This window comes from Alcanivorax sp. (assembly GCF_019431375.1).
GTDB lineage: Bacteria > Pseudomonadota > Gammaproteobacteria > Pseudomonadales > Alcanivoracaceae > Alcanivorax > Alcanivorax jadensis_A.
In genome coordinates this window covers 132,791-158,060 of sequence record NZ_CP080267.1, presented here as the reverse complement: position 1 = coordinate 158,060, position 25,270 = coordinate 132,791, and the positions used below count along the sequence as shown (strand labels likewise).

The following is a 25,270-nucleotide window of genomic DNA, read 5'->3' as shown; positions in this document are numbered from 1 at the left end:
GGGCTGGGCGCGGCCTCTATGCGTTGAGACCTACATACGTTGCTCGCGCAACTATTAATTATTCATTATTAACTATTAACTGCTTTTCCTGTTGGTCCACAGCCACTGATAAAACGGCTGCAATTGTTCCCGAGGGGCCTGGTCGTCGAACAGGTGCAGCCAGCCTTTGGGGGTCTGGATGGCCATCCAGGGGCCGGCGCGCAGTACCCGGCGAGGTTGTTGCAGTTCCTGCCAGTGACGGCCGATGAGGGTGAGACGTTGTTCGTGGAGTTCCATCTGGGACAGCTGCGCCGGCTGCCAGCCTCGCAGCAGCAAAGGCAGCGCTGCCAACAGCAACACCAGCGCCCACCATGGCGCCTGCGCCAGCAGGATTGCCGGCACCACCGCGATCCCCCCCAGCCAACGCAGCCTGGCGGGATAGCGGGAAGGTTTCAGCTCAACCTTTTTTCGCGGAGACCAGGGCAAGGACATGGCGTACATACTCGCGCAGCGCCGGGTCTTGCGGCTCACTGCGATAGGTAAACCACTCGAACATGTCGGCATCTTCGCACGCAAGCAGCTTGGCGAACCAGGCCTGATGTTCCGCCGAGTCGTTATCGAAGTGATCATCCAGGTAGCCGTACAGCACCACTTCCACTTCCGAAGCGCCACGGCGGCATTGCCAGCGGTACTTACGTTTCAGGTCTTCATCACTCATTACTGCATTATCCTGATCGAAAACTCCGGGCCGCGGCACAAGTATGGAAACGCGACTTTCAGACCGTGGCCGCATTATCTATCATGCCTCATGATTTCTCGACTCTTTGTGTCATTCCGTTCTGCAGGAGCCCCATGAGCTGGTCCGATTTTATCGCCACCCAAACCCTGGCCGACAGTACCGAGGCGCCCTACCTGAGCCATTGCGACCATCTCGCCGTGATTCGTGTCCACGGCGAGGAAGCCAGCCATTATCTGCAGGGCCAGGTGTCCTGCGATCTGCGCGAGGTGGACCAGCAGGGCCACCGCACCGGCATGCACCTGACCCTGAAAGGGCGCGGCCTGGTCAGTGTACGCATCGTCCGTGACGGCGACGACTACCTGCTGCTCTGCCCTGCCGACCTGAGCGAGGCGGTGATCAAGGCGCTGATGAAATATCGCCTGCGTGCCAAGGTCGAATTCAGCGTGGATCAGAACCTTGTAGTGCTGGGCCTGGCCGGCAATCTGCTCGCTCAGGCGCCGGATCACGGCAATAGTGCCGAGACCGATCAGGGTCTGTGGTTGCGCTACCCCTTCACTGATCATGCCCTGCTGATCGTGCAGCAGGACAACGCCGAGCAGATCTGGCAGGCCCTGGCCACCGATCGGGCCACCACCGGAGCCAACGGCTGGCTACTCGCCGACATCGACGCTGGCGAAGGCATGGTCTACCCGGGCGCGGAAGACCTGTTCCTGCCCCAGGTGCTCAACTACGACGTCACCGCCGGGGTGAACTTCAAGAAAGGCTGCTACACCGGCCAGGAAGTGGTTGCCCGTATGCACTTCAAGGGCAAACTCAAGCAGCGCATGCAGCGCATCAATTACAACGCCGATGTGGACCTTGCACCCGGAGAAACCCTGCGCGACAGCAACGGTAAAGCCGCCGGCGAAGTGGTCAGCGCCGCCCGCACCCCACAGGGCCGTGCCGCTCTGGTGGTACTGCGCCGTGATACCGATGGCGTGCTGTTCCGGGAAGAACAGGCGCTGGACAGTCAGCTGGGGGCGTTGCCTTATTCCTTGCCGTGGAAAGAGTAAAAGACAGTGAACAGTGAATAGTTAACAATGAACAGCGAAGCGAATCGGGGTTGTTGTCGTTTTCAAACGCAAGAGGCCGCGCCCAAACATTGGGCGCGGCCTCTTCTGCGTTGCAGAACAGTAAACGCTGTCTCGCGCACTGTTCACTATTCACTGTTAACTGTTCATTGCCTCTAACGGGTGCTTCGGCGCCGGACACTCGAAGAACCCATCGATGTACTCCCTCGGTACATCATTGACGCTGCGGTGGCGGAAGCCGGGTTTGCCGTCCTTGTCGATCAACAGGGCGCGCACGCCTTCGCGGAAGTCGCCGTGCAGGGAGCACTGTACCGCCAGGCACCATTCCATACGGAAGATGTCAGCCAGGGAGGAATAGGTGGAGCGGGCCAGCTGCTGCCACACCAGGTGGGCGGTTTGCGGGCAGCCCCGTTCCAGGTTACCCAGCGCCTTGTCCAGCCAGCCATCACGATCCTTGGCGGTGAGCAACTGCTCAACCACCACCGGCAGGCTCTCGCCATCGCAGAGGCGATTGATCTGCGGCAGATGATCGATCAGCGGATGAGGCAACGCGCTCATGTCCGCAGCCTGCTGTTTGAACAGCCGATACAGTACCGCCCGGTTGTCGGTGACGTCATCAGCGAAGTCCTGCTCCGCCAGGGCCGCCAGCAGGTTATCCGCATCGCCATCCACCATACGGTCGGCCATGCCGATTTCCACCGCTTCACGGCCATTGATGTGCACTCCGGTGAGCCCCAGGAACAACCCGGCCTTGCCCGGCAAGCGGTTGAGGAACCAGCTCCCGCCCACATCCGGGAACAGGCCGATGGTAATTTCCGGCATAGCCATGCGTGAACGCGGGGTCACCAGACGGAAATCCGCGCCCTGCAGCAGCCCCATGCCACCGCCCATAACGATGCCATCACCGAATACCACCACCGGAATCCGGCTGGTGTGAATGCGGTAGTCCAGGGCGTATTCCTCGGCGAAATACTGCTCCGTGAACGGATTTCTGCCCTGCCCGGCATGCTTCACCATGGACTTGTGCATCTGCACGATGTCGCCGCCTGCGCAGAAGGCCTTGCCTCCAGCACCGTCCAGCCAAATCGCCACCACATCATCACGCTGCTCCCACTCATCCATCTGCTTGCTCAGGGTCTGGATCATTTCCAGGCTCAGGGCATTGAGGGCTTTGGGGGCGTTCAGGGTGGCGCGGGCGATCACACGGCCGCAGCGGGTCTCGATTTCGGAAAACAGCACGCAGTCAGACACAACAACTCCATAAAGCAGTGAATAGTTAATAGTGAACAGTTAACAGCGCGCGAGCTAGCGTCGATGATATTCATAGCCAAGTGGCAGCGCCAAAATTCTGGGCGCGGCCCCTTGCGTTGAGAAACAAAAGAACCTCTCGCGAGCTATTCACTGTTAACTGTTCACTATTAACTGATTTTCCAGTCGATGGCCGTCTTGCCCTGTTGCAGCAGGTACTGGTTGGCGCGAGAGAAGTGGCCGCAGCCGAGGAAGCCCCGGTGGGCAGACAGGGGCGACGGGTGCGGAGCGGTGAGGACGCAGTGTTTGTTGCGGTCGATCAGCTTTCCCTTCTTCTGGGCATGACTGCCCCAGAGCAGGAAAACCAGCCCCTCACGCTCGCGATTCAGGTGCTCGATAGCCTGGTCGGTGAATTGCTCCCAACCCTGCTTCTGGTGAGACGCGGCCTGGCCGGCTTCCACGGTGAGCACCGCGTTGAGCAGCAACACGCCCTGCTCCGCCCAGTGGGTCAGGTTGCCGTGGGACGGTATCTCAATACCCAGATCCCGGTGGATTTCCTTGTAGATATTGACCAGCGACGGCGGTGTCTTGACGCCACGCTGCACGGAAAAACACAGGCCGTGAGCCTGATCCGGGCCGTGATAAGGGTCCTGGCCCAGGATCACCACCTTCACCTTGTCGAAAGGCGTCAGATTGAAGGCGTTGAAGATGTCCGGGCCGGGCGGGAACACGGTTTTCCCGGCCCGCTTCTCGCCCGCCAGGAAAGCCCGCAGCCGGGCCATGTAGTCCTGCTCGAACTCCCTGGCCAGGTGCTGTTTCCAGCCCGGCTCCAACTGTACATTCTGGGTGTTGCTATCAGCCATTGGGAAGCAGCTTTTCCAGAAGGTTGCACATACGCGCTTCCACGAATTCCTGGGAAATCTTTTCCGGATGCACCAACAGGCGCTGTTCGATAGACATGATAGCCATCAGAATCAGCTCGGCATCCAGGCGCGGATTATCGCTGCCGAACAGTTCCGTGGCGATCATCAGACTTTCCAGCTGCTGGTGCAGGTACAGATCCGCCAATTCACGCAGACGACTGTCCAGAATGGCTTCCTGCAGAAACGCCTGCTCCGCTACCAGGTGACCACGCCGGTTGGTCAGTTCATCGACAATAAAGGCCGCCGTCATCTGGCCCATCAGGTCAATAAGGCGCTGGCGTTCTTCCGGATTCGTCAGGCTCTCGCGGGAAAATTGCGACAACAGGGCAAAAGCCCGTTCCTTGAATGGCTCGATCACATCCTTGAGCGCCCGTTCAGCGAACAGGGTGAAGGTATCGGCAATCAGATCGGAGATATCTTTGAAGTAGTAGGTGGTTGCCGACAGGGGGACATCTGCCTCACGGGCCACCGCCCGGTGTCGCACTGCACGGATACCCTCTTTGACAATGATATTCAGCGCGGCCTCGAGGATCGCCTGACGACGCTGTTCACTGCCGGCACGTCGCGCTTTTCTTCCTTGGTATTGAATTGCACTACTCATGGACACAGTCAGCCTTGGTTGATTCAGCCCGGTACTCCCCCCTCAGGGGATGTGTTGTGTCGCTCTCCCACCTTCCCTACTACCCGCAAGCCGGGGCACAAACTGTGCCCCAATCAGCCTTAGCGTCCCTGCGGACGCATGTGCGGGAACAAAATCACGTCCCGAATGGACGGTGAATCCGTAAACAACATTACCAGCCGGTCGATGCCAATACCCTCACCGGCTGTCGGTGGCAGGCCGTGCTCCAACGCGGTCACATAATCCTCGTCGTAGAACATGGCTTCATCATCACCGGCATCCTTTTCCGCTACCTGCTGACGGAAACGCTCGGCCTGGTCTTCCGCGTCGTTCAGCTCCGAGAAGCCGTTGGCGATTTCGCGGCCACCCACAAAGAACTCGAAACGCTCGGTCACAAACGGATTGTCATCCATGCGACGGGCCAGCGGCGACACCTCCGTGGGGTACTCGGTGATAAAGGTCGGGTCCTTCAGACGGTGCTCTACCGTCTTCTCGAAGATCTCGATCTGCACCTTGCCCAAGCCGTAGCTTTCCTTCAGCGGAATACCCAAATCCTCGGCGATAGCGCGCGCCCCGTCCAGGTCCGCCAGCTTCTCCGGGTCGATATCCGGATTAAAATGCAAAATAGAATCGAAAACCGTTATCCGGGTAAAGGGTTTACCAAAATCGTACACATCCCCCTGATAACTCACCTCGGTGGTACCCAGCACATCCTGGGCCAGCTTGCGCAGCATTTCCTCGGTCAGGTTCATCAGGTCGTGGTAATCACCGAACGCCTGGTAGAACTCCAGCATGGTGAATTCCGGGTTATGCCGGGTGGAAAGCCCTCGTTGCGGAAGTTGCGGTTAATCTCGAACACCTTCTCGAAACCGCCCACCACCAGGCGCTTCAGGTACAGTTCCGGCGCGATGCGCAGGTACATGTCCATGTCCAGGCTGTTGTGATGGGTGATGAAGGGCCGCGCGGTGGCGCCACCGGGGATCACCTGCAGCATGGGGGTTTCCGCTTCTACAAAGCCTTTTTCCACCAGGAAGTTGCGGATACCGGCCACCATCTTCGAGCGAATCTGGAAGGCCTTGCGGGTCTCTTCGTTAACGATCAGATCCACATAACGCTGGCGGTAGCGAGCTTCGGTGTCAGTCAGCCCCTTATGCTTTTCCGGCAACGGACGCAGCGCCTTGGTGAGCAGCAGGTACTCATCCATCATCACGTACAAATCGCCCTTGCCGGATTTGCACAGGGTGCCTTTCACACCAACGATGTCGCCCAGATCCCAGTGCTTGGTGTCTTTCTGTACGTCCTTGGAGGCATAAATCTGGATGCGCCCGGACATGTCCTGCAGCACCTTGAAAGCCTTGCGATCGAGCATCATGCGGCCGGCAACAGCGACCTGAATGTTCTTCTCAGCCAACTCTTCCTTGCTGAACTCGCCATACTGCGCCTGCAGATCGGCGGCCAGGAAATCGCGACGGAAGTGATTGGGGAAGGCGTTGCCCGCCTCGCGCAAGTCAGCCAGCTTGGCACGGCGCTCGGCGATCAGGCGGTTCTCGGATTCCTGCTGCTCGGTTGAGGTGTTCTGTTCGTCAGCCATGTACTTACCTTACATAGAGTCGGACGTCTGACGCCGGACGTCTGACGCGGTAAAACAATTCCTGGAGCCGGACGCCCAATACAGAGCGTCTGACGCTTTAGAGGTTAGCGCCCGACGTCAGACCTCCGACGTCAGACTGCCTCAATTACAATCCTGCTTTCAGGGACGCTTCGATAAACTGATCCAGGGAGCCGTCCAGCACCTGCTGGGTATTGTGGCTTTCCACACCAGTACGCAGATCCTTGATACGACCGTCATCCAACACGTACGAGCGGATCTGGCTACCCCAACCGATATCCGATTTGTTGCTTTCCTGGACCTGTTTTTCCGCGTTGCGGCGCTGCATTTCCACTTCGTAGACCTTGGCCTGCATCATCTTCAGGGCCTGGTCCTTGTTCTGGTGCTGGCTTCGCCCGCTCTGGCACTGGGTCACCAAGGTGTGTTTCTCGCCACCCTCGTCGGTGTATTCATAGGTCAGTCGCACTGCGGAATCGGTCCGGTTAACGTGCTGACCACCGGCACCGGAGGCGCGGTAGGTGTCTACCCGCATGCTGCCCACATCAATATTCACGTCGATATCGTCATCCACTTCCGGGGACACGAACACCGAGCTGAAAGAGGTATGGCGGCGGCCGCCGGAATCGAACGGGCTCTTGCGCACCAGCCGGTGCACACCGGTTTCAGTACGCAGCCAGCCGTAGGCGTACTCGCCTTCAAAGCGGATCGTGGCAGACTTGATACCGGCCACATCACCGGCGGAGGCTTCCACCAGCTCAGTCTTGAAGCCGTGGGCCTCGCCCCAACGCAGGTACATGCGCAGCAGCATCTCGCCCCAGTCCTGGGCCTCAGTACCACCGGAGCCGGCCTGAATATCCAGATAGGCGTTACAGGCATCCATCTGCCCGGAGAACATACGGCGGAATTCCAGATCCGCCACCATCTTCTCCAGTCGCTCCAGCTCGCTTTCCACTTCCGGCAGGCTGTCTTCGTCACCCTCTTCCACCACCAGCTCCAGCAGGCCGGAAGTGTCTTCCACCCCCTGAGAGGCATCGTTGATGGTGTTGACTACCAGCTCAAGCTGGGCGCGTTCCTTGCCCAGGCCCCGGGCGTAATCCGGGTCGCTCCAGACATCCGGGCTTTCGAGTTCTCGCTCGACTTCGGTCAGACGTTCGCTCTTCTGATCGTAGTCAAAGATACCCCCTAAGCGCTTCGACACGCTCAGACAGGTCGGAAAGGTGGGTTCGCAGCGGATTGACTTCCATTACGTCTCTCTAGAATTTGTGCTTGGCAGAATTGATATCCGGAAAACAGCGCAGTCTAACGGTTTGCACGTTGGCTGACGAGGGGCGGGCTACCCCCACACCGCAGGAACGTCCCGGACGACGCGATTCCACCCCCAGGGTTGTCGCGCCGCCAGCGATGTTCCTGCAGCAAGCCTGATCAGTCTCTCAGCTCGTAGACGTGGTAGGCATCCGGTTTCATCTGGTTGATGGTGGTACCGATATAGCGAGCATTATTGGGAATGCCGGACCCGGTGTTGAATACCTTAAAGGTACGCACTTCTTTCGGGGTGTCGATCACGGTATCCGCGTCCACTTCCACCCACATGAAAATAATGGCTTCCTGGGGAATATAATCCACCCGTAAAACCTTGCCTTCTTCGGGCAGGCGCAACTCCTGCACTTCGTTGACCACCTTCAGGCGGTGCTTGTGTATGGTCTTCATCTTCGTCCCCTCCGTTAAGGACACAACACGGCGGTGGGCGATAGCCACCCCGCGCAGTCAATGCCGGCACGGCCTTTTGGGCCGTACCCCAATAAAAATGGCGCCCGATGGTGAGCGCGAAGCGCAATGCTAGCAAAAACCGGCACCGCCGACAGCATTGTCGACAATTTTACGGGGAGGCAGGGTGTGCCAGATCAATCCCCACCCGTTGGAGCCTTGCTCGCAAGGCGAAAAGCGAGTCCAGGCGAGCCTCCGCCCCCTTCGCCTTGCGAGCAAGACTCCAACGATGACTCGGGTAGTTTGGGTAGCCCGGATAGCTCCGGGCGGTTGGCAGCGTTACAGCGGAATCAGGTGCTCGAACAGCAGCTGCGGGTTGCGCTGGCCGCGGAATTCGTTGACTTCCAGGCGGTAGACGCCACGCACCCGGGTGATGCGGTTGGGCAGGGCCTCCACCGGTACATTGAAGTGGATGGCATCGATGATGCCGCTGACGCCGGGCAGGCCGAGAGTCAGTTTCAGGTGGCGCTCACCGACAATGCGGTGTTTCAGCACCTCGAATTCACCATCAAAACACGGCGCCGGGAAGCCCTGCCCCAGGGGGAAGCGATGGCTGAGCAGTTCCGCATTGCTCAGGGACAGCTCGTGGTCATCCAGCTCACCGTCGGTCTCCACCACCTTTTCCAGCGACTTGGGCGACAGCAGCTCACTGACCGCCTTCTCGAAAGCCACCTTGAACTGGTCCAGCTTGTCCAGCTCCAGGGACAGGCCCGCCGCCATGGCGTGGCCGCCGAATTTGCTCAGCAGCCCCGGGTTGGCGGTGGCCACCGCGTCCAGGGCATCACGCAGGTGCAGGCCGGGAATGGAACGGCCGGAGCCTTTCAACGTGCCCTGCTGCTGGGCCGGTGCGAAGGCGATCACCGGGCGGTGAATAATTTCCTTTACCCGCGAGGCAAGAATGCCCACCACCCCTTCGTGCCACTCCTTGCCATACAGGCACAGCCCCGCCGGCAGGTTTTCCGGGTTCAGTCTCGACACCTCGACATGGCCGCATCGCGCATGCCGTGTTCAATGGAGCGGCGCTCGCGGTTGATGGTGTCCAGCTCCTGGGCCATGTCCAGGGCTTCGGCATCGGTCTCCGCCAGCAGACAGGCGATACCGTGGGTCATATCCGACAACCGCCCCGCCGCATTCAGCCGCGGGCCCACGGCAAAGCCCATGTCCGCCGCCAGGGCCCGGTTCGGGTCGCGACCGGCCACCTGCAACAGGGCACGAATGCCCGGGCAACCCTTGCCGGCACGGATACGGCGCAAGCCCTGCTCCACCAGCACCCGGTTGGCATCATCCAGGGACACCACATCCGCCACCGTGCCCAGCGCCACCAGGTCCAGTAGATCGGTTATCGGCTGCGTGGGTTGGAAGCCCTGCTCGCGCAGGGCCCGCTGCAGGTCCATCAATAGATAGAAGGCCACGCCCACCCCGGCCAGGTTGGCGGCGGGGAAATCCTCGCAGCCCGGCAGACGCGGGTTCACCAGGGCATCGGCCTCCGGCAGGGTGGCGCCGGGCAGGTGGTGATCGGTGATCAGCACTTTGATGCCCCGGGCCCGAGCGGCGGCCACGCCATCTACACTGGCGATGCCGTTGTCCACGGTAATGATCAGGTCCGGCTGGTACTGCTGCTGGGCCAGCTCGACGATGGCCGGCGACAGGCCATAACCGTATTCGAAGCGGTCCGGCACCAGGAAATCCGGGCGCGGGAAGCCCAATATCTCCAGCCCGCGCACCATCAGGGTGGTGGCGGTGGCGCCATCGGCGTCGTAGTCGCCGACAATACAGATGCGCCAGTGATCGGATCGCCCTTGTAACAGCAGCGCCACGGCCCCACTCAACCCGGTGAAGGAAGACGGATGGGGCAAGCGCTTGAGCGCCAACTCCAGCTGCGCCGGGTCATCCACCCCCCGCCCGGCCAGAATCCGCGCCAGCAACGGCGGCACATCCGGCCAATCCGGCGTGTGCAGCGGGCGGCGGGTGATTTTGGGCAGGCTGAGTTTGTCTACGGGCATGGATGACCAATGGATAATGGAGAATGGATAATTGAGAACGAAAGGCAGCCCTCTCCCATACGGGGAGCATGACGCTAGATGCCAGCTCCATTCTCATCCCGCCGTAGGAGCGGCGCTTGAGCCGCGAACCTGCTTGCGATGGCTCTGCCAGAATGGTTCGCGGCTCAAGCGCCGCTCCTACAGAAAACAGACCGGCAAGTCTGCCACGCCGCACCCGGAACAGCACTATCACAAGGAGCAAGTGATGCTTTTTTCACCAACCGCAGCAGCCCCGGAGGGCCGACGACCAATTAGTCACAAATTGGGGCTAAAAAAGTCATTCACCTTCCCTATACTTGCGGGCCTACAAGTTTCGTTGTTTATGTAAGCAAACACTCACATGAATGCTTATATGAAGGACGCGCCTCCCCCCATTTTCGGGGGCCGGGCAATACCAAAGCGGCCTAGTTAGCCGCGTACTTTGGGACTGGAGAGCAGAAGCTATGATCTATCAAGGCAACGCCGTAAGCGTACAACTGCTTGACGACGGCATCGCCGAACTGAAGTTTGACCTTCAGGGCGAGTCCGTTAACAAGTTCAATAAGGAAACCGTGGAAGACCTCGGCAAGGCCGTCGATGCCATTAAAGGCAACAGCGACATCAAGGGCCTGGTCGTGACCTCCGGCAAGTCGGTTTTCATCGTTGGCGCCGATATCACCGAATTCACTGACATGTTCAAACTGCCGGAAGACGAAATTGCCGGCTGGTGTCTGAAATCCAACCAGGTCTTCAACGCCTTTGAAGATCTGGACATCCCCAAAGTGGTTGCCGTTAACGGCATCGCCCTGGGTGGCGGCCTGGAAATGTGCCTGGCCGCAGACTTCCGCGTACTGAGCGAAAAAGCCCAGGTGGGACTGCCGGAAGTGAAGCTGGGCCTGTTCCCGGGCTTCGGCGGCACCGTGCGTCTGCCCCGTGTGATCGGCGTGGACAACGCCGTTGAGTGGATCGCCGCCGGCGGCCAGCACAAGGCTGACAAGGCCCTGAAAGTGGGCGTTGCCGATGCCGTGGTTGCCCACGACAAGGTCAACGACGCCGCCATCGACCTGGTCAAGCAGTGCCTGGCCGGCAAGATCGACTTCCGCGCCAAGCGTCAGGAAAAGCTCGAGCCCCTGAAGCTGCCGCCCATGGAAAACATGATGGCCTTCCAGACCTGCATGGCCATGGTCCAGGGTCAGGCTGGCAAGAACTACCCCGCTCCCGTGGCGGCCGTCAAAGCCATGCAGGCCCACGCCGGCATGAACCGCGACCAGGCCCTGGAAGTGGAAGCCAAAGGCTTCGCCAAAGTCGCCAAGACCCCGCAAGCCACCGCCATGGTCGGCCTGTTCCTGGCAGACCAGCAAGTGAAGAAGGTCAACGGCAAAACCGCCAAGGCCTCCAAAGGCTTTGACCAGGCCGCCGTACTGGGCGCCGGCATCATGGGTGGCGGTATCGCCTTCCAGTCTGCCCTGAAAGGCACCCCCATCATCATGAAGGACATCGCCGACAAGGCGCTGGACCTGGGCATGAACGAAGCCTCCAAGCTGCTCGCCAAGCGCGTCAGCAAAGGCAAACTGGATGCGGCCGGCATGGGCAAAGTGCTGTCCAACATCCGCCCCACCCTGAACTACGGCGACTTCGGCAACGTTGGCGTGATCGTGGAAGCGGTGGTCGAGAACCAGAAGATCAAGCAGTCCGTTCTGGCCGAAACCGAAGAGAAAGTGGAAGACGGCACCATCCTGGCGTCCAACACCTCCACCATCTCCATCACCAAGCTGGCCGAAGCCCTGAAGAAGCCGGAAAACTTCGCCGGCATGCACTTCTTCAACCCGGTACACATGATGCCGCTGGTGGAAGTGATCCGTGGTGAGAAGACCTCCGACGAAACCGTTGGCACCCTGGTGGCCTACGCCCAGAAAATGGGCAAGACCCCCATCGTCGTTAACGACTGCCCCGGCTTCCTGGTTAACCGCGTACTGTTCCCCTACTTCGGCGGCTTCGGCATGCTGATGCGCGACGGTGCCGATTTCCAGGCCGTGGATAAAGTGATGCAGAAGTTCGGCTGGCCCATGGGCCCGGCCTACCTGATGGACGTGGTCGGCATCGATACCGGTGTTCACGCTGCCCAGGTAATGGCAGACGGCTTCCCCGAGCGTATGCAGTACGATTTCAAGGACGTCTCCACCGTGATGTTCGAAAACGAGCGTTATGGCCAGAAGAACGGCGTTGGTTTCTACAAGTACGAGCAGGACAAGAAAGGCAAGACTCAGAAAGTGGTCGACGAAAAGACCTACGAACTGATCAAGCCCCACGTCGCCGACACCAAGGAATTCGATGCGGAAGAAATCATCGCCCGCATGATGATTCCCATGTGCACCGAAACCGTTCGCTGCCTGGAAGACAACATCGTAGGTTCCGCTGCCGAGGCCGACATGGCCATGATCTACGGCATCGGCTTCCCTCCCTTCCGTGGTGGCCCGCTGCGCTACATCGACAGCCTCGGCGTGAAAGAATTCGTCGCGCTGTGTGACAAGTACGCGCACCTGGGTGGCATCTACGAAGCACCGCAGATGCTCAAAGACATGGCCGCCAAGGGCGAGTCTTTCTTCGCCTAAGCCACGGACACAGGAGATTTAGAAATGAGCTTGAATCCTAATGACGTAGTAATCGTCGATGCGGTCCGTACTCCCATGGGCAAGAGCCGTAATGGCCAGTTCCGTCACGTGCGTGCCGAAAAACTGTCTTCCCTGCTGGTGGAAGCGCTCATGGAGCGTAACCCCAACTGGGACATCCAGCAGACCGAAGACGTGATCTGGGGCTGTGTGAACCAGACCAAAGAACAGGGCATGAACATCGCCCGTAACATCGCCATGCTGGCGGGTCTGCCGCGCACCAGCGCAGCCCAGACCGTGAACCGTCTGTGTGGCTCTTCCATGCAGGCGTTGCACTCTGCGGCCCAGGCTATCCAGACCGGCAACGGTGACGTGTTCGTCATCGGTGGTGTGGAGCACATGGGTCACGTGGCCATGGATCACGGTGTGGACATCAACCCGGAGATCTCCAAGGTCACCGCCAAGGCCTCCAACATGATGGGCCTGACTGCCGAAATGCTGGGCAAGATGCACGGCATCAGCCGTGAACAGCAGGACGAGTTCGGTGTCCGCTCCCACCGCCTGGCCTGGGAAGCCACCCAGGAAGGTCGCTGGAAGAACGAGATCGTTCCCATCGAAGGTCACGACCAGGAAGGCAACAAGGTTCTGTGCGAGATCGACGAAGTGATCCGTCCCGGTGCCAGCATCGAAGACATGCAGAAACTGCGTCCGGTATTCGATCCGGCCAACGGTACCGTTACTGCCGGTACTTCCTCTGCCCTGTCAGACGGTGCCTCCGCCATGCTGGTCATGAGCGCTGCCAAGGCCGAAGAAATGGGCCTCAAGCCCCGCGCCAAGATCGTCTCCATGGCCGTTGCCGGCTGCGACGCCGCCATCATGGGTTACGGTCCCGTACCGGCCACCCAGAAGGCCCTGGCACGTGCCGGCCTGACCATCGACGACATCGACTACGTGGAGCTGAACGAAGCGTTCGCCGCCCAGTCCCTGCCCGTCATGAAAGACCTGAAGCTGCTGGACGTGGCCGACCAGAAAGTGAACCTGAACGGCGGCGCCATCGCCCTGGGTCACCCGCTGGGCTGCTCCGGTGCGCGTATCACCGGCACCCTGCTGAATGTGCTGGAATGGAAAGGCGGCAAACTCGGCCTGGCCACCATGTGTATCGGCCTGGGTCAGGGCATCGCGACTGTGATCGAGCGTGTATAACGCCTGACAACCGGAGCCTGACGCCGGATTTGTTCCGACGCTCAGGCCCGGAACCAATTTCCGGCCCTGCCTCACAAGGGCGGGATTGGAAACAAAAAACCCCGGCTACCCTCCGGGGTTTTTCTTTGTCTACTAAAATGAGAGAGCATCTATCCATCACAGAAACTACTCGCCCAGCAACGCTCTTGAAAAATTGATCCATTTACTCGAGCAGAATGTCTGCATCATCCATATCCTAATCTTCTTGTAAGTTATATCTCACAACAGTTGTAATCTTTTGGCTCATTAAATCCGTTCGTGAGCGTGTTAATTTCCACCCTCCCCCCTCTTCCTTGAAAGGCCCTGCACGACTCTGGTAAAGGTGTCTCCTATGCCCTGAGGGAAGGGACTCATGCATGTGCATGACGCCACCGCCAAACCGAAGAAGTGTGGTGGCGGAAAGGCCCGGCCTCTCAAGCCGACAATCCCCCAACCCTTGGCCCTGACAATTTGACTTAAAAGAAGGAAAACAGCGCAAAGGAGTGCACCATGTCAGTAGCAGCCACCCTGCGGATAAAACCCGCCGATGACGAGAGCGTACGAGGTGCCAGCGCCCTGCAGGTACGGGTTATCTATCCACTACCAGCAGAGGAAGGAGAAACACCAGCATTCGCCTCATCAGTCATTCACCTGGATGATTCCGGCCATGGCAAGGCCACCCTTGACCCTGTGGATCATACGAAAAACGCGGAAGCTATTATCGAGAACCTGCAAGGTCAGGAACTTCATCGAATTGAAGATATAGGGCTTGCCAATGCCCACGACCGCATGCCGGTTATCGTCGAAGTGGATGCGGCTCTCCTCAAGAAGATCAGCAAGAAAAGTCCTACTCCCCAGCAGCCTTATCTGCACCGTTCCGGTTATTTTGACAGCCTGGCGGATGAAACCATCGATTTCCGGAAATGGACCCTGAGTGTCGATGTCATCAACGATGACAACAAGAAGGCAGCGTTACTCAAACTTCTTGGTAAGCCTGAAGGCAGCCCCTTGACCAATGGCGCTGCGATTGTCCCCAAAGATGCGGAAACGCTGGATAGCCTTGGCGCGCTGGATCTGAGTGGCGCAGAGCTGAAGTTCGACGGCGGTTTTTCTGTTCAACGCCCCATTAACGACGACATCATGTGCTGGGCCTGGGTACTGAAGGGCCCCAAGCTGATCATCGGCTTGCGCATTGACCCACCCTATGAACAACAACGGGACGACCTGCGCATTTTTCTGCCGTTTGAGGACGCCGATACCGAACCAACAGATGAAGAGTGCAAAGACTGCTCCCCCAGGGACACCCCCCTGGACGTGGAAGAGCAGAACCTGATCAACAACCCGGAGCGGTTCGGTGACGACCCAGGCTCCTACTGCCGGCCATTCAGTAACCCGGCAAGGATCCTGGGTGAAAGGCGATTTCACACCATTTTCCGGGTTGAGCAGCCCGAAATTGAATCCACCAGTTCGGTGCAGCCCGACTACAATATTCTGATGCAGAAAAGCACTGCCATGCTGGATCTGGATACGATTGACAGCCATGACAGCAGCGAGAATGAAGAAACCCGGATTCGAAGCACATCGGCGAATTCCATTAGCGGCCAGAATCTTACAGTGTTTAATAGCCTCGCCAATGGCGCCCGCTTCATCAACGATGCTATCAGGAAAAAGCTTCCCCCGATTTCAGCCATCGACTATCTGCCGCTTCCCAGGATTCCCTGGAGGAATCGCCGAGAACCGGTTGGACCAGGCAACCCCATTGACTGGGATGGCAACCCGTCACAGTACCAATCTCTCTCGGTTGCCGGGGGGCATATATTCGAGTGGCGGGTTCAGTGGCGCTCGAACGGCTACTCACTAGGTAACGTGGCTCATACGTTAACACTTGCGCCGCGACAAACGCGCCGTATCGTCAAACTGGACTGGCAGAGGCGTGAAACAAGCGCCCGCACTGAAAGAACCACCTTCGCCGAAGAAGTCTCTCAGGCAACGGACAGGGAAAGAGACTACAGCAATGCGGTGCGCTCCAACCTGAACGAGTGGAGCCAGGGCGGCAGCTCATCCAAGACCACCAGTGCCGCCGGTGGGCTGGGCTTTGCCATGAAAGGCTTTGTCATCGGTGGCGGTGCCGCCCATGGCAGCGCGTCTTCCAATGCCTGGCAGGAAGGAGAAAGATCGATTTCTGCCACCGAAGAGCAACATCTGCGTGATGCCATACGACAATATGGCGACTCCCTTCGACAATTTGAAAGCACCGTCGTCAATGAGGTTGACCAGTCAGAGCAAGTAGAAGGGGTCTCTGAAGTTGTAAGAAATCCCAACTACTGCCACTCCCTCACTGTTATCTACCATGAGATCCTGCGGCATATCCGTGTGGATACCGTGCTTGCCGGGGTACGAGAATGCCTGTTCGTTCCTTTCTCTGTCAGGCCGTTCACCCTCCCCAGGCTGGCACGCTGGAAAAACACTCTGGAGAAATCACTCGCCATTCCAGAGCTGCGCTGGGCTCTGAAGTATCTTGATGACCTTCTGGATAACTGGGAAAACTCCCCATTGCCAGAAGGTGAACGCAGAGAGCAACCGCTGGAGTATCTGTCTGGCTCCCTCTATATCAAACTCGGCATTGAAAGACCCAAGGACGAATATGGTGCTGATGAGCTTGATGAGGACATGCGCGATGAAGGCGTGACCGGGGAAAGGATCACCTACCGGCTATGGGATCAGTGGGCTCCCCTGCTGCCATTTTCCGTAGGCAAGGTGGTATCCATGTTCAGGGAATTTACTCCCTCTCAGCGGGATGCATATTTCCAGAAGTCCATTGCCCCGGCCATGGCTCGGCGCTGGGTCGACACCCTGAAACTGACAGACAAGAACGGCACGGAACTTGAGGGCGCCGACTTTACCCTTGCCGGCGACTACGATTTCAACGACGTGGTCAGGGTGGATTTTCAAGTGCCCGTCCGGGAGATCGACAAATCCGGAGACGCCCCCGCCCAACAGGAAGGCCTGACAAGAAAGGATATCGAGCAGCTGTCCGTAAAAGCCGTAACCGGGCTTCCGGTGGGCTCATTTGCCAATGTCACCCACGGGACAATCGACTTCAGAACCATTCACTATGGGCGCAAGGTTCGCAGCCCCCGCTACCAACGGGACCTTATCAGCGCGCCCATGGTAACACCTGATGGCCTGGTCACCGTGGTCAACCCAGAGAAAGCCGTTCTCGACTTTCCTTCCAGCCCCTGGGAAAAGGCAAACATGCGGGACGAAGCCAAAATGGCGCTCAATCGCATTGTCGATCACATCAACGAGAACCTGCATCACTATCACAAATTGATCTGGTGGAGGATGGACCGGGATGAGCTGTTCATGATGCTGGACGGCTTTGCCCTGTCAGACAGTGATCGTCGCTCCATCGCCTCGGTGGTTGAACGCGATCCCATTGCGATTGCCGGCAACTCGCTGGTCTTCCGAGTCTCTTCCGGCGCCTTCCTGGGCATCAATGGCTATGAGTCACTCACACAGGCCATGGATCGTTACACCAACAAGGTGGGGCCAAGCATGCCTATGCGGGTCAGCCTTCCCACGGGAGGCCTCTATGCGCAGGCCATTATGGACGATTGCAATGCCTGTGAAGAACACGAAGGCTCAACGGACTGGGTACTCAACGACGAGGATCCGGCTCTGGCCGACTTCCCCAGCGGCTGGATGGATTCACGCCGGTCAGAACCGCAGGGCACCACACCCAGCAACATGCCCGATTCCATCATCAATTTGCAAAACGCCCCGGCAGCCCCCACTCCCCAAGGCTTCTCAGATATGCTCAATGTACTGGGTAGCAGCAGCGCCTTCGACGATAAATCCGGGCTGGCCGGCACCCAGAAAAATGCTCTCTCTGCACTGAATGCAGCCGGCCAACTGGCCAGCAAATTCGGCGGCTATGCACTGACGTCGCATCTGGCGGAGCTGGAAGCCGACAAAAACGCCGGCAAGAACTTCGACAAAAAGCGGGCAGCCATTGAGCGGGCCATGAAAGCCCGCGTGCTGTCCCAGGAAGCCGGCGAAAAAGCCATGGAAGATGCCGCCAGGGAGATCAACCAGAAGAGTGATCGTGGCGTATCCGATAAAGGCATGGAGCTGCTGGAGAAACACGCCAAAGGGCGCGATTTCAGCATCAAGCAGGAAACCCCCTGGGAAACCCTCGAAGCCTCTGTTCGCGAGGAAGCGGAAGCCGACGGCTATACCGGGTCCCTGAAAGGGAAAAAACTCTATGCGCAACTGTACCAGGTGGACGGGGACGGCAACCTGCACCCTGTGGCCAGTGATGCGGTCCCGGCAGATTACTGTGCGAAATATGAGCCGGACAATGAAGGCACCCTGATCGTCGGTGCCAGGGAAATAGAAATCCCCGGCCTCACGATGAAAAACTGGACAGCCTCAGGTGTCGAGAAATTCACCCACAGTTCAGTCACCTGCAGAGATCATGCTGACGTTACACAGGCCATCGTCCATGAAACCCTGACCGATGACTGGTCCGAGGATCGCCAACGCAACTTCAACAATAACAGAGGCCTTTCCACCCACCTGGCCATTCTTCCGGATGGCACGGTTTACCAGCATATGGACCTGGTCCAGCGAGCAGTTCATGCAGGACCGCTCAATGCGCATTCCATAGGCATTGATATGGTCAAACGCCACCAGGCAGAGGGTGACGACGGGCTGGATGTTATCTGGGCCGACGGTAACGCCAACTACAACCTGCCAACCCCGGCCCAGTGCAAGGCGGCCTATACCCTGCTCCACTGGCTATTCAACAATTACAACACCCATGGCCTGGCCATCCCCGATGACTGGGCAGGCATTCGCGACAGCCACTATTTCTTCTATTATCTGAAAGAATACAAAAACGGCACTACCACCGATGAACCCGGCATTTATGCCCATGGCCACATCGGCGGTGACGGCAATCATGTGGACGGCCACTTCACCACCCTGTACCTCTGGCTTCGCCTGAAGGCAAACGGCGGTAGCGGCATGAGCCATGAGGACGCTTGGGCAGAAGCCCAGACAATCAGCACCTCAGCGAACTACAACAACGACCTGAGCCAGCCCGCATCCGATCTGTCAGGGAGTGAGTAACATCACCTCGAAGGCGCCAGCGGCGCCTTCTTGGCCTTTTACTCATCGGAGAAGCAAGAACAGACAGAGAACCTGAACAGCGGCGATATCGCCCTGGGTCAGGGTATCGCGACTGTGATTGATCGGGTGTAATACACGCCTGGCGCCGGACGCGCTCCGGTGCTCAGGCCCGGATGCCCATTTCCGGCCCTGCCTCACAAGGGCGGGATTGGAAACAAAAAACCCCGGCTACCCGCCGGGGTTTTTCTTTGTTAGTGTCCTGCTTGGTAGTCAACCGCCCTTCCATGAAAACACAAAAAACATAATTTCAGATGCCCATTAGCTATCACTACGAAGACAGACACTTAACCGTTTACGGCAGCAGTAACGACATCCGCCAACACATCGCCACGCTTTCCATCATTACCCTGGCTTCATTTTTTACTGGATGGGCACTTCTTCGGGCCCCATTTACAGATGATAACAGGATGTTTTTTATAGCATTTTACTACGTTATTTGCTTTCTGATCGTACTGTTTCGTTCACCACAGCACATTATTATTTATACCAAGCCGGACAACGAAAACCTGAACATTCGCGGTAACTTCAAAGAAGGGGTTGAGCACCAGGAAGGTCCTGCCGAAGATTTTTCTTTTCATATTGACGATCAGCACCTTACATTCGAATTTAAGGGCCAGAAACCACTGACACTAGACAAAGGCAAGTTCAGTCAAAATGGTCAAGACCTCATTATTTCCGCTATTGAGAAAGCCCCTACATTAAGTCCTGAAGACTTCAGCCGGTGGTTATCTAGGCAAGGCCTTAATTTCAGAACAGTCAAGAAATCCCTTAACCCGCCAGACTATTTAGCCACCATGGACGATTACGCCGTCTATTACCGGTTTTCCGAAACCTCCTCTTATCTGCTCTGGCAAAGGATTTATTTTGCTGTTTGTGGTTTATCAATAGCCATTACGAGCTTGGTAACCGCAATGCAACAAGGCTGAGCGCGACCGCCCACAACACAGAAACAGGAGGCCAGATCGAACTAATTTCCGGGTATCCTGTTGTGCTCCGGCCAACCAGAAGGCGCTGGACCGCGATGGTCTGACCATCGACTACGAGGTGCTGAACGAAGCGTTCGCCGCCCAGTCCCTGCCCGTCATGAAAGACCTGAAGCTGCTGGACTTGGCTGACCAGAAAGCGAACCTAAACGGCGGTGCCATCGCTCTGGGTCACCCACTGGGCTACTCCGGTGCGCGTATTGCAACGTTATGGCTGTTCTGATGTTCGGTGTTCGTGGTTGCTGTTCACTCGTCATGCCGCGTAATGTGGTCAAACCGCATGGAGTCAGTGGCTCCGACTCGAGGGAATGCTCCTTCGACCAACAGCGAGGTCGCTCATTAATGGATTCTTACAGCTCTCCGCTGGAATCATTGAATGCTCTCAGGAATACCGCAGGAAACGTACGCACTGTGGGGTTCGAGCTAGAGTTCTCTGGTATTGCATTCCGCGATACCGCCCGCGTGGTGTGCGATACGCTCAACGGAAAGGTGACAGACGAAACCGCCGCGGAAGTGTGTGTGCAAACCGATCACGGTGATTTCAATATCGAGCTCGACTGGGATTTGCTCAAGACCATGGCGGCCAAGGCGGGCAACGCCGCGGAGGAGCTGCTGCATCCGCTGTCGAAGGCGGCTGGACTGCTGGTACCGGTCGAAGTGGTGTGCCCGCCACTGCCCGTCACATCACTGCATATTCTTGATGACTTGGTGAAGGCCCTGCGCAAGGCCGGCGCAAACGGAACCGAAGAATCATTGATTGCGGCCTATGGCGTGCACATCAATACGGAAATTCCGGCACTGGATGCGCCCACCATTCACCGTTACTTGCGCGCGTTCATGTTGCTCCAGTGGTGGCAGGTCGAGGCCAACGATGTCAATCTGGCACGACGAATCAGCCCTTACATCGACTTGTTCGAGGAGTCATATATCAAGGTCTTGCTGACGCGAAAGGCGCCGGATATCAATACCCTGATCGACGATTATCTTGAGCATAACCCCAGCCGCAACCGCGCGCTGGACATGCTTCCCCTGTTTTCCGAAATCGATGCCGACCGTGTTCGTGCCACCGTCGATGACGCGAGGATCAAATCACGGCCGACCTTTCATTACCGACTCCCCAACTGCCAGATTGACGACCCGCAATGGAGCCTCGCATCCTCCTGGATACACTGGTGTCGGGTTGAACAACTCGCCAACGACGACGCCTCACTCCAGGAACTGGGCGAGGCATTCCTGGCGGCGGACAGGCCGCTGATTGGTGTGGATCGTGGCGCTTGGGTGAAAAGGATATCCCGATGGCTGGACGACCACACATAGGCGTTACCGGCAACCACCGTCGCTGGGCGCCGGCCTGGTGGTGTACGGCGCTGGCATTACGCCTGTGCGGTGCGGTTCCCCAGCGCATTTCCGTTCATCATCCGTGGCAGGGCGCGCCACCGGATGCACTGGTGATCGGTGGCGGTAACGATATCAGCCCGGAGCATTACGGCGGTGAAGTCGATGCCAGGGTCAAGCTCGATCCAGAACGAGACACACTGGAAATCGAATGGATTCGGCACGCGCTTAAACACGATATCCCCATGATTGGCATATGCCGTGGGGCGCAACTGATCAACACCGTCCTCGGCGGCACCCTGCACAATGACATCCGCCATATTCGCCGTCTGACCTACAATCGCCCCGGCCTGCTGCCGACCAAACAGGTCTGGCTCGAACCCGATTCCAGACTCGCCCACATCACCGGCAAAACCAAGCTCCGCGTCAACAGCCTGCACCATCAGGCCGTAAAGCGCCCGGCCGACCCCCTACGCCGCACCGGCTGGGATCTGGACAAGATCATTCAGGCCATTGAGCCCACCGACAATATCCCCGTCCTCGGCGTCCAGTGGCACCCTGAATACATGATCTACCTGCGGTCACAATTCCGGATCTTCCACTGGCTGGTGGACAATGCACGGGATCGATTACCCCAGCCTTGATAATAAAATACCGGGGGAACAACGGGCCGGGCTTGCACTCTCGCTCGTAGCGGATTGATGCACGGGGCAAGGCCTGACCGCATTGGCCGCTCCCCAAGACAGACATCGCTCAGGAGCGAGCAGGAAACACCACCACATCATCGCCCCCCTGCCATACAGGCAGCTTGACCATGGTTTGGAGAAAGAGAGGGTACTCCAACCAGTGCTGTAACCACCGCTGCAGATTCGGGTAAGGCAGCTGGCTAAACACATCGCGATCAACATGGGCGAATTGGCGGACGAACGGCATAATGCCAATATCCGCGATGCTCGGTGCCTCCCCAAGCAGGTAAGCATTTCTGTTCAGCAACGCCTCCAGGACCTGAAGAAAGCCCTCTCCTCGTTGCCGATACTCCGTCTGAGTCATATCAACATGGCGGTCGGCGTATTTATAGCGGTCCAGCCAATACTTGAACTCATTATCGTTTTGCTCAATCAGCGCATTCGCCTGAGGCAAAATCGTTGCGTCTAGCAGGCCTTGTGGATCCTGCTGCTCCAGCGCCCACACGATGATGTCCCGGCTTTCTTCAATGACAGTACCATCGACAAGCTGCAACACAGGCACGGTGCCTTTAGGGCTAATCGCCAGCATTTGCGCAGGCTTGTTTTTCAGGGTCACTTCCCGAAGCTCAACCTGCAAACCCGCAAACAAAATTCCCAGGCGGGCCCGCATGGCATAGGGACAGCGACGAAAGGAATACAGACAATCAAATGAGGCTGACATAGCGATACTTCAAACTGAACCAGGGGTGTATTTCCACGGCGGAGAACCGATAGTTCTGCTCACCACCAAAAGGGTTGTCGATGGACGCAGCCTAGAAGGTGCGCATAGGGAAAGGATACTATTGAACCGGCACCCCGTCCCGGGAGCCTCGATTGATCACAATGTTTTGGGTTTCCCTCTTCGCGTATGTCTCTGCTGTCGCTGCATAAAAAACGCATGAGCAAGTCCCTGCCCCCGGGCCCCCAAGCGGAATAATAACGCCCAACTCACACTCTGAGGGTATCGCTGGCGCTGATATGCGTTAGCATGGCAACCTCTTCACCCCAACAAACCACCCGGGCATCATTGATCCCGTATCATTTAGGTTATTGCTTTCCAGAGAGCCTCTATGCAATTTCATGAATCAAACCGCTATCCCTACCCCGCTGACGCTGTGGTGCAAGTCTTCGGCGACAAAGACTATTTCATCAAGAAATATAGCGGGGCCGGCGCCAGCAATATTCAGCTACTCGAAGAACAACATAACGACGGCAAAACCCGCATTGCCATAAGCCGTCACGTGGATATTGATGTCGATATCCCCGCTTTCGCGCGCAAGTTTGTGCCCGACACCATTACGGTTGTGCAAATCGATAGCTGGGACCAAACCACCCTGCGCGGCAACCTGGATATCCAATTCAAAGGCATGCCCGCCGTAGTGAAATGCGACATGACGCTGACCGACGAGGACGACGGATGCGTGTTGAACCTCAACTTCACGGTGGACATCAACGTCCCATTAATTGGCGACAAGCTCGCCAATGTGGTGGGAGCCGATTTGAAAAAGAAGTTCGAACGCGACTCACACCATGCACAGGCAGTGATGGCAGAATTTGTGCCACGTTATCTTTGAAGTGAGCCCCGCCTGAAATGCTGATTTTATGACAGCCAAGCATCAGCCAGCATCCCCTCAGGCCCGAAGGAGGTCTCCCCATTGCTGGCTGCCCTGTTCTTAGCTCACTCCCGGGCGCTGGACGTCTTGCAAGTGGAAATGCCGAACGGCAGATAGGCCGGACACCAGCGGGTGGCGCCGGTGAACAGCGGGATAAGGCCGACGGCACCCCACCAGCTCTGATACACCATGCCCAGGGCAATGATGGCCACACCCGCCACTAACCGCAAAGTACGGTCTGCGTTACCCACGTTGGTTTTCATGACAGCCTCCTTGTTTGAATGCGTATTTTTCGAGTCTGTCCTTATTCCTGCTCGCGGATATTGATCCAGGTCAGGAAACTTCGCCTACCCATCTGCCGATTGACGGGTGTCCTGTTGTTTGTGTTCCGGGCGATTAAAGCACCATCGACGTAGCCAGAAACAGCATCAGGCCCATGCCGATGATATCCGTAAAGGTGGTTAAAAAAATGCTGCTGGCCGTCGCTGGGTCAGCACCAAAGCGTTTGAGCACCAGTGGGACTGTCACCCCGAATATGCCGCTGCCTACGCAGGCACCGATCATGGCGATGAAAATGACAATGCCAAGCATGGTGGGGCTGGCTGCATCGGTGGCCAGCGCATAGGCAAACATGGCAAGGCCCGCGATAACACCCACGGCGGCGCCGTTGAGTGCCCCCAGGAGGATTTCCTTGCGTAATAACTTGCTGACCGGGTAGCCCTTCATCTGCCCCAGCGTAATGCCGCGTAATGTGATGGCCAGCGCCTGACAGCCGGTGTTCCCGCTTTGCCCTGCCAGTACCGGCAGGAATGCAGCCAGGGCAACGATCTGGGTGATGGTGCTCTCGAACATGCCAACCACAAAAGCGGCAGCGAAAGCGGTAACCAGATTCACCTGCAGCCACGGATGGCGCATACGGAAGGCCGCCAACACCGGCGTGTTTATCTGTTCCTCTTTGGCCACACCATACTGGGAACCTGCCTGGGCGCTCAGCTCAGTGGCAATGCGCTCGTAGAGTTTCCAGCCACGCACCTCACCCACTACGCGCTGCTGTTCGTCGACCACCGGGTACATGCGATAGTGGCGGTACAGCACCTCGCTGACGGCATCTTTCACCAGCGTGTCCTGCTCGAAAGCGAAGGGCTCGCGGACCATGATGTCTGAAAGCACCTCGGAGGGCTTCGACAGAATTAGATCACGCATGCCAACCACACCAACCAGCCGATCGTCCTGGGTCGCAAAAATATAGCTGATCTCGGTGACATCCGCGCTTTTGACCATAAACGCCAACGCCTCGGCGACCGTCGTGCTCTCTGGCAGGGTGGCCGTCACCGGTGTCATCAGTTCACCGATGGTGGCCTCCATGCCAGAGAGCACAGCAAGACTGGCCGCGTTATCCGGCGCGGCAACCTCCCCCAGGTGAGAGGCAATCGTCGCGGCCTGACCGGCAGGCAGTCTTGAAAGAATAAACTGGATATCGTCGGCGGGTAGCCTCACCAACTCCTCAGCGGCATCCAGGGCTGTAAGCTCGCGGATACGCTCGACTTTCTCGGTCAACTCCATACTCTGCGTCATGGTGTTCTCCGGCATTGGTGAGACTTTGAGTATAGCAAGGA

General features: G+C 57.9%; 20 protein-coding genes and 2 pseudogenes. 9 read left to right on the top strand and 13 right to left on the bottom strand.

From position 1 onward, the window contains the following. Positions 1 to 75: 75 nt before the first annotated feature. Together KZ772_RS00725 and KZ772_RS00720 are read right to left on the bottom strand one after the other, a co-directional pair. Positions 76 to 381, bottom strand: a complete 306-nt coding sequence (locus tag KZ772_RS00725; RefSeq protein ID WP_290538008.1) for a hypothetical protein — start codon at positions 379 to 381, stop codon at positions 76 to 78. A 55-nt stretch (positions 382 to 436) separates the two neighbouring features. Beyond that, entirely contained in the window at positions 437 to 697 is a 261-nt protein-coding gene (locus tag KZ772_RS00720) for a succinate dehydrogenase assembly factor 2 (protein WP_290538007.1), read from the bottom strand. A gap of 134 nt (positions 698 to 831) precedes the next feature. Between KZ772_RS00720 and KZ772_RS00715 the strand changes: the two genes are divergently transcribed. Continuing rightward, positions 832 to 1,770 carry a folate-binding protein gene (locus tag KZ772_RS00715; RefSeq protein WP_290538006.1) on the top strand — a complete coding sequence of 313 codons (939 nt, stop codon included), beginning with the start codon at positions 832 to 834 and terminating at the stop codon, positions 1,768 to 1,770. Positions 1,771 to 1,926: 156 nt separating this feature from the next. Here KZ772_RS00715 and KZ772_RS00710 read toward each other — a convergent pair whose 3' ends face one another. The 8 genes and pseudogenes from KZ772_RS00710 to KZ772_RS18550 all read right to left on the bottom strand — a co-directional run bounded on the left by KZ772_RS00710 (position 1,927) and on the right by KZ772_RS18550 (position 9,954). After that, positions 1,927 to 3,039, bottom strand: coding sequence for an enoyl-CoA hydratase/isomerase family protein (locus KZ772_RS00710; protein WP_290538005.1), 1,113 nt, complete (start codon positions 3,037 to 3,039; stop codon positions 1,927 to 1,929). A gap of 167 nt (positions 3,040 to 3,206) precedes the next feature. Beyond that, entirely contained in the window at positions 3,207 to 3,899 is a 693-nt protein-coding gene (gene ung / locus KZ772_RS00705; protein WP_290538004.1) for a uracil-DNA glycosylase, read from the bottom strand. Then, complete coding sequence (locus KZ772_RS00700; protein WP_290538003.1) at positions 3,892 to 4,560, bottom strand: TetR family transcriptional regulator; 669 nt, start codon at positions 4,558 to 4,560, stop codon at positions 3,892 to 3,894. The genes ung and KZ772_RS00700 overlap by 8 nt, the downstream gene beginning before the upstream one ends. Before the next feature lie 119 nt (positions 4,561 to 4,679). After that, positions 4,680 to 6,169: pseudogene (gene lysS, locus KZ772_RS00695) on the bottom strand (lysine--tRNA ligase). Between the two features lie 145 nt (positions 6,170 to 6,314). Beyond that, positions 6,315 to 7,431, bottom strand: a protein-coding gene (prfB, locus tag KZ772_RS00690; protein WP_290538002.1) for a peptide chain release factor 2 whose coding sequence is annotated in 2 segments (ribosomal slippage) — positions 6,315 to 7,358 and positions 7,360 to 7,431 — 1,116 coding nt in all. Because the reading frame shifts where the segments join, the coding sequence is not laid out codon by codon here. 178 nt (positions 7,432 to 7,609) lie between these two features. Then, on the bottom strand, positions 7,610 to 7,894 hold the full coding sequence (locus KZ772_RS00685) for a hypothetical protein (RefSeq protein ID WP_062816388.1): 285 nt from the start codon (positions 7,892 to 7,894) through the stop codon (positions 7,610 to 7,612). Between the two features lie 336 nt (positions 7,895 to 8,230). After that, positions 8,231 to 8,929 carry a DHHA1 domain-containing protein gene (locus tag KZ772_RS18555; protein WP_365870606.1) on the bottom strand — a complete coding sequence of 233 codons (699 nt, stop codon included), beginning with the start codon at positions 8,927 to 8,929 and terminating at the stop codon, positions 8,231 to 8,233. Beyond that, on the bottom strand, positions 8,917 to 9,954 hold the full coding sequence (locus KZ772_RS18550) for a DHH family phosphoesterase (RefSeq protein ID WP_365870604.1): 1,038 nt from the start codon (positions 9,952 to 9,954) through the stop codon (positions 8,917 to 8,919). The genes KZ772_RS18555 and KZ772_RS18550 overlap by 13 nt, the downstream gene beginning before the upstream one ends. Positions 9,955 to 10,436: 482 nt before the next feature. Here KZ772_RS18550 and fadB point away from each other — a divergent pair, with 482 nt between their 5' ends. The 7 genes and pseudogenes from fadB to KZ772_RS00645 all read left to right on the top strand — a co-directional run bounded on the left by fadB (position 10,437) and on the right by KZ772_RS00645 (position 21,960). Then, on the top strand, positions 10,437 to 12,584 hold the full coding sequence (gene fadB, locus KZ772_RS00675) for a fatty acid oxidation complex subunit alpha FadB (protein WP_290538001.1): 2,148 nt from the start codon (positions 10,437 to 10,439) through the stop codon (positions 12,582 to 12,584). A gap of 24 nt (positions 12,585 to 12,608) precedes the next feature. After that, positions 12,609 to 13,784: an acetyl-CoA C-acyltransferase FadA gene (fadA, locus tag KZ772_RS00670; protein ID WP_290538000.1), complete on the top strand. Its 1,176-nt coding sequence runs from the start codon at positions 12,609 to 12,611 to the stop codon at positions 13,782 to 13,784. 528 nt (positions 13,785 to 14,312) lie between these two features. Then, entirely contained in the window at positions 14,313 to 18,938 is a 4,626-nt protein-coding gene (locus KZ772_RS00665; protein ID WP_290537999.1) for a peptidoglycan recognition family protein, read from the top strand. 311 nt (positions 18,939 to 19,249) lie between these two features. Beyond that, on the top strand, positions 19,250 to 19,924 hold the full coding sequence (locus tag KZ772_RS00660; RefSeq protein WP_290537998.1) for a hypothetical protein: 675 nt from the start codon (positions 19,250 to 19,252) through the stop codon (positions 19,922 to 19,924). Positions 19,925 to 19,968: 44 nt separating this feature from the next. Continuing rightward, a pseudogene (gene fadA / locus KZ772_RS00655) lies at positions 19,969 to 20,186 on the top strand (acetyl-CoA C-acyltransferase); the annotation flags it as partial. 206 nt (positions 20,187 to 20,392) lie between these two features. Continuing rightward, a complete protein-coding gene (locus tag KZ772_RS00650; protein WP_290537997.1) occupies positions 20,393 to 21,298 on the top strand; it encodes an amidoligase family protein in 906 nt (301 codons plus the stop codon). Then, positions 21,277 to 21,960 carry a type 1 glutamine amidotransferase gene (locus KZ772_RS00645; protein ID WP_290537996.1) on the top strand — a complete coding sequence of 228 codons (684 nt, stop codon included), beginning with the start codon at positions 21,277 to 21,279 and terminating at the stop codon, positions 21,958 to 21,960. Before KZ772_RS00650 ends, KZ772_RS00645 begins: the two co-directional genes overlap by 22 nt. A gap of 109 nt (positions 21,961 to 22,069) precedes the next feature. On the opposite strand, the gene KZ772_RS00640 is transcribed toward KZ772_RS00645, so the two are convergent. Continuing rightward, on the bottom strand, positions 22,070 to 22,723 hold the full coding sequence (locus KZ772_RS00640; protein ID WP_290537995.1) for a glutathione S-transferase: 654 nt from the start codon (positions 22,721 to 22,723) through the stop codon (positions 22,070 to 22,072). Between the two features lie 388 nt (positions 22,724 to 23,111). Between KZ772_RS00640 and KZ772_RS00635 the strand changes: the two genes are divergently transcribed. Further along, a complete protein-coding gene (locus KZ772_RS00635) occupies positions 23,112 to 23,615 on the top strand; it encodes a DUF2505 domain-containing protein (protein ID WP_290537994.1) in 504 nt (167 codons plus the stop codon). A gap of 104 nt (positions 23,616 to 23,719) precedes the next feature. Here the strand turns inward: KZ772_RS00635 and KZ772_RS00630 are convergent, their stop codons facing one another. Further along, on the bottom strand, positions 23,720 to 23,917 hold the full coding sequence (locus KZ772_RS00630; protein ID WP_290537993.1) for a DUF2892 domain-containing protein: 198 nt from the start codon (positions 23,915 to 23,917) through the stop codon (positions 23,720 to 23,722). A 133-nt stretch (positions 23,918 to 24,050) separates the two neighbouring features. Continuing rightward, entirely contained in the window at positions 24,051 to 25,229 is a 1,179-nt protein-coding gene (locus KZ772_RS00625) for a magnesium transporter (protein ID WP_290537992.1), read from the bottom strand. Between the last annotated feature and the right edge of the window lie 41 nt (positions 25,230 to 25,270).

Excerpts from the sequence above, each read along its gene's own strand:
- KZ772_RS00720 (WP_290538007.1), bottom strand. The coding sequence starts at position 697 with ATGAGTGATGAAGACCTGAAACGTAAGTACCGCTGGCAATGCCGCCGT.
- KZ772_RS00715 (WP_290538006.1), top strand. The coding sequence starts at position 832 with ATGAGCTGGTCCGATTTTATCGCCACCCAAACCCTGGCCGACAGTACC.
- ung (WP_290538004.1), bottom strand. The coding sequence starts at position 3,899 with ATGGCTGATAGCAACACCCAGAATGTACAGTTGGAGCCGGGCTGGAAA.
- KZ772_RS00700 (WP_290538003.1), bottom strand. The coding sequence starts at position 4,560 with ATGAGTAGTGCAATTCAATACCAAGGAAGAAAAGCGCGACGTGCCGGC.
- KZ772_RS00685 (WP_062816388.1), bottom strand. The coding sequence starts at position 7,894 with ATGAAGACCATACACAAGCACCGCCTGAAGGTGGTCAACGAAGTGCAG.
- KZ772_RS18550 (WP_365870604.1), bottom strand. The coding sequence starts at position 9,954 with ATGCCCGTAGACAAACTCAGCCTGCCCAAAATCACCCGCCGCCCGCTG.
- fadB (WP_290538001.1), top strand. The coding sequence starts at position 10,437 with ATGATCTATCAAGGCAACGCCGTAAGCGTACAACTGCTTGACGACGGC.
- fadA (WP_290538000.1), top strand. The coding sequence starts at position 12,609 with ATGAGCTTGAATCCTAATGACGTAGTAATCGTCGATGCGGTCCGTACT.
- KZ772_RS00665 (WP_290537999.1), top strand. The coding sequence starts at position 14,313 with ATGTCAGTAGCAGCCACCCTGCGGATAAAACCCGCCGATGACGAGAGC.
- KZ772_RS00660 (WP_290537998.1), top strand. The coding sequence starts at position 19,250 with ATGCCCATTAGCTATCACTACGAAGACAGACACTTAACCGTTTACGGC.
- KZ772_RS00645 (WP_290537996.1), top strand. The coding sequence starts at position 21,277 with ATGGCTGGACGACCACACATAGGCGTTACCGGCAACCACCGTCGCTGG.
- KZ772_RS00640 (WP_290537995.1), bottom strand. The coding sequence starts at position 22,723 with ATGTCAGCCTCATTTGATTGTCTGTATTCCTTTCGTCGCTGTCCCTAT.
- KZ772_RS00635 (WP_290537994.1), top strand. The coding sequence starts at position 23,112 with ATGCAATTTCATGAATCAAACCGCTATCCCTACCCCGCTGACGCTGTG.
- KZ772_RS00630 (WP_290537993.1), bottom strand. The coding sequence starts at position 23,917 with ATGAAAACCAACGTGGGTAACGCAGACCGTACTTTGCGGTTAGTGGCG.
- KZ772_RS00625 (WP_290537992.1), bottom strand. The coding sequence starts at position 25,229 with ATGACGCAGAGTATGGAGTTGACCGAGAAAGTCGAGCGTATCCGCGAG.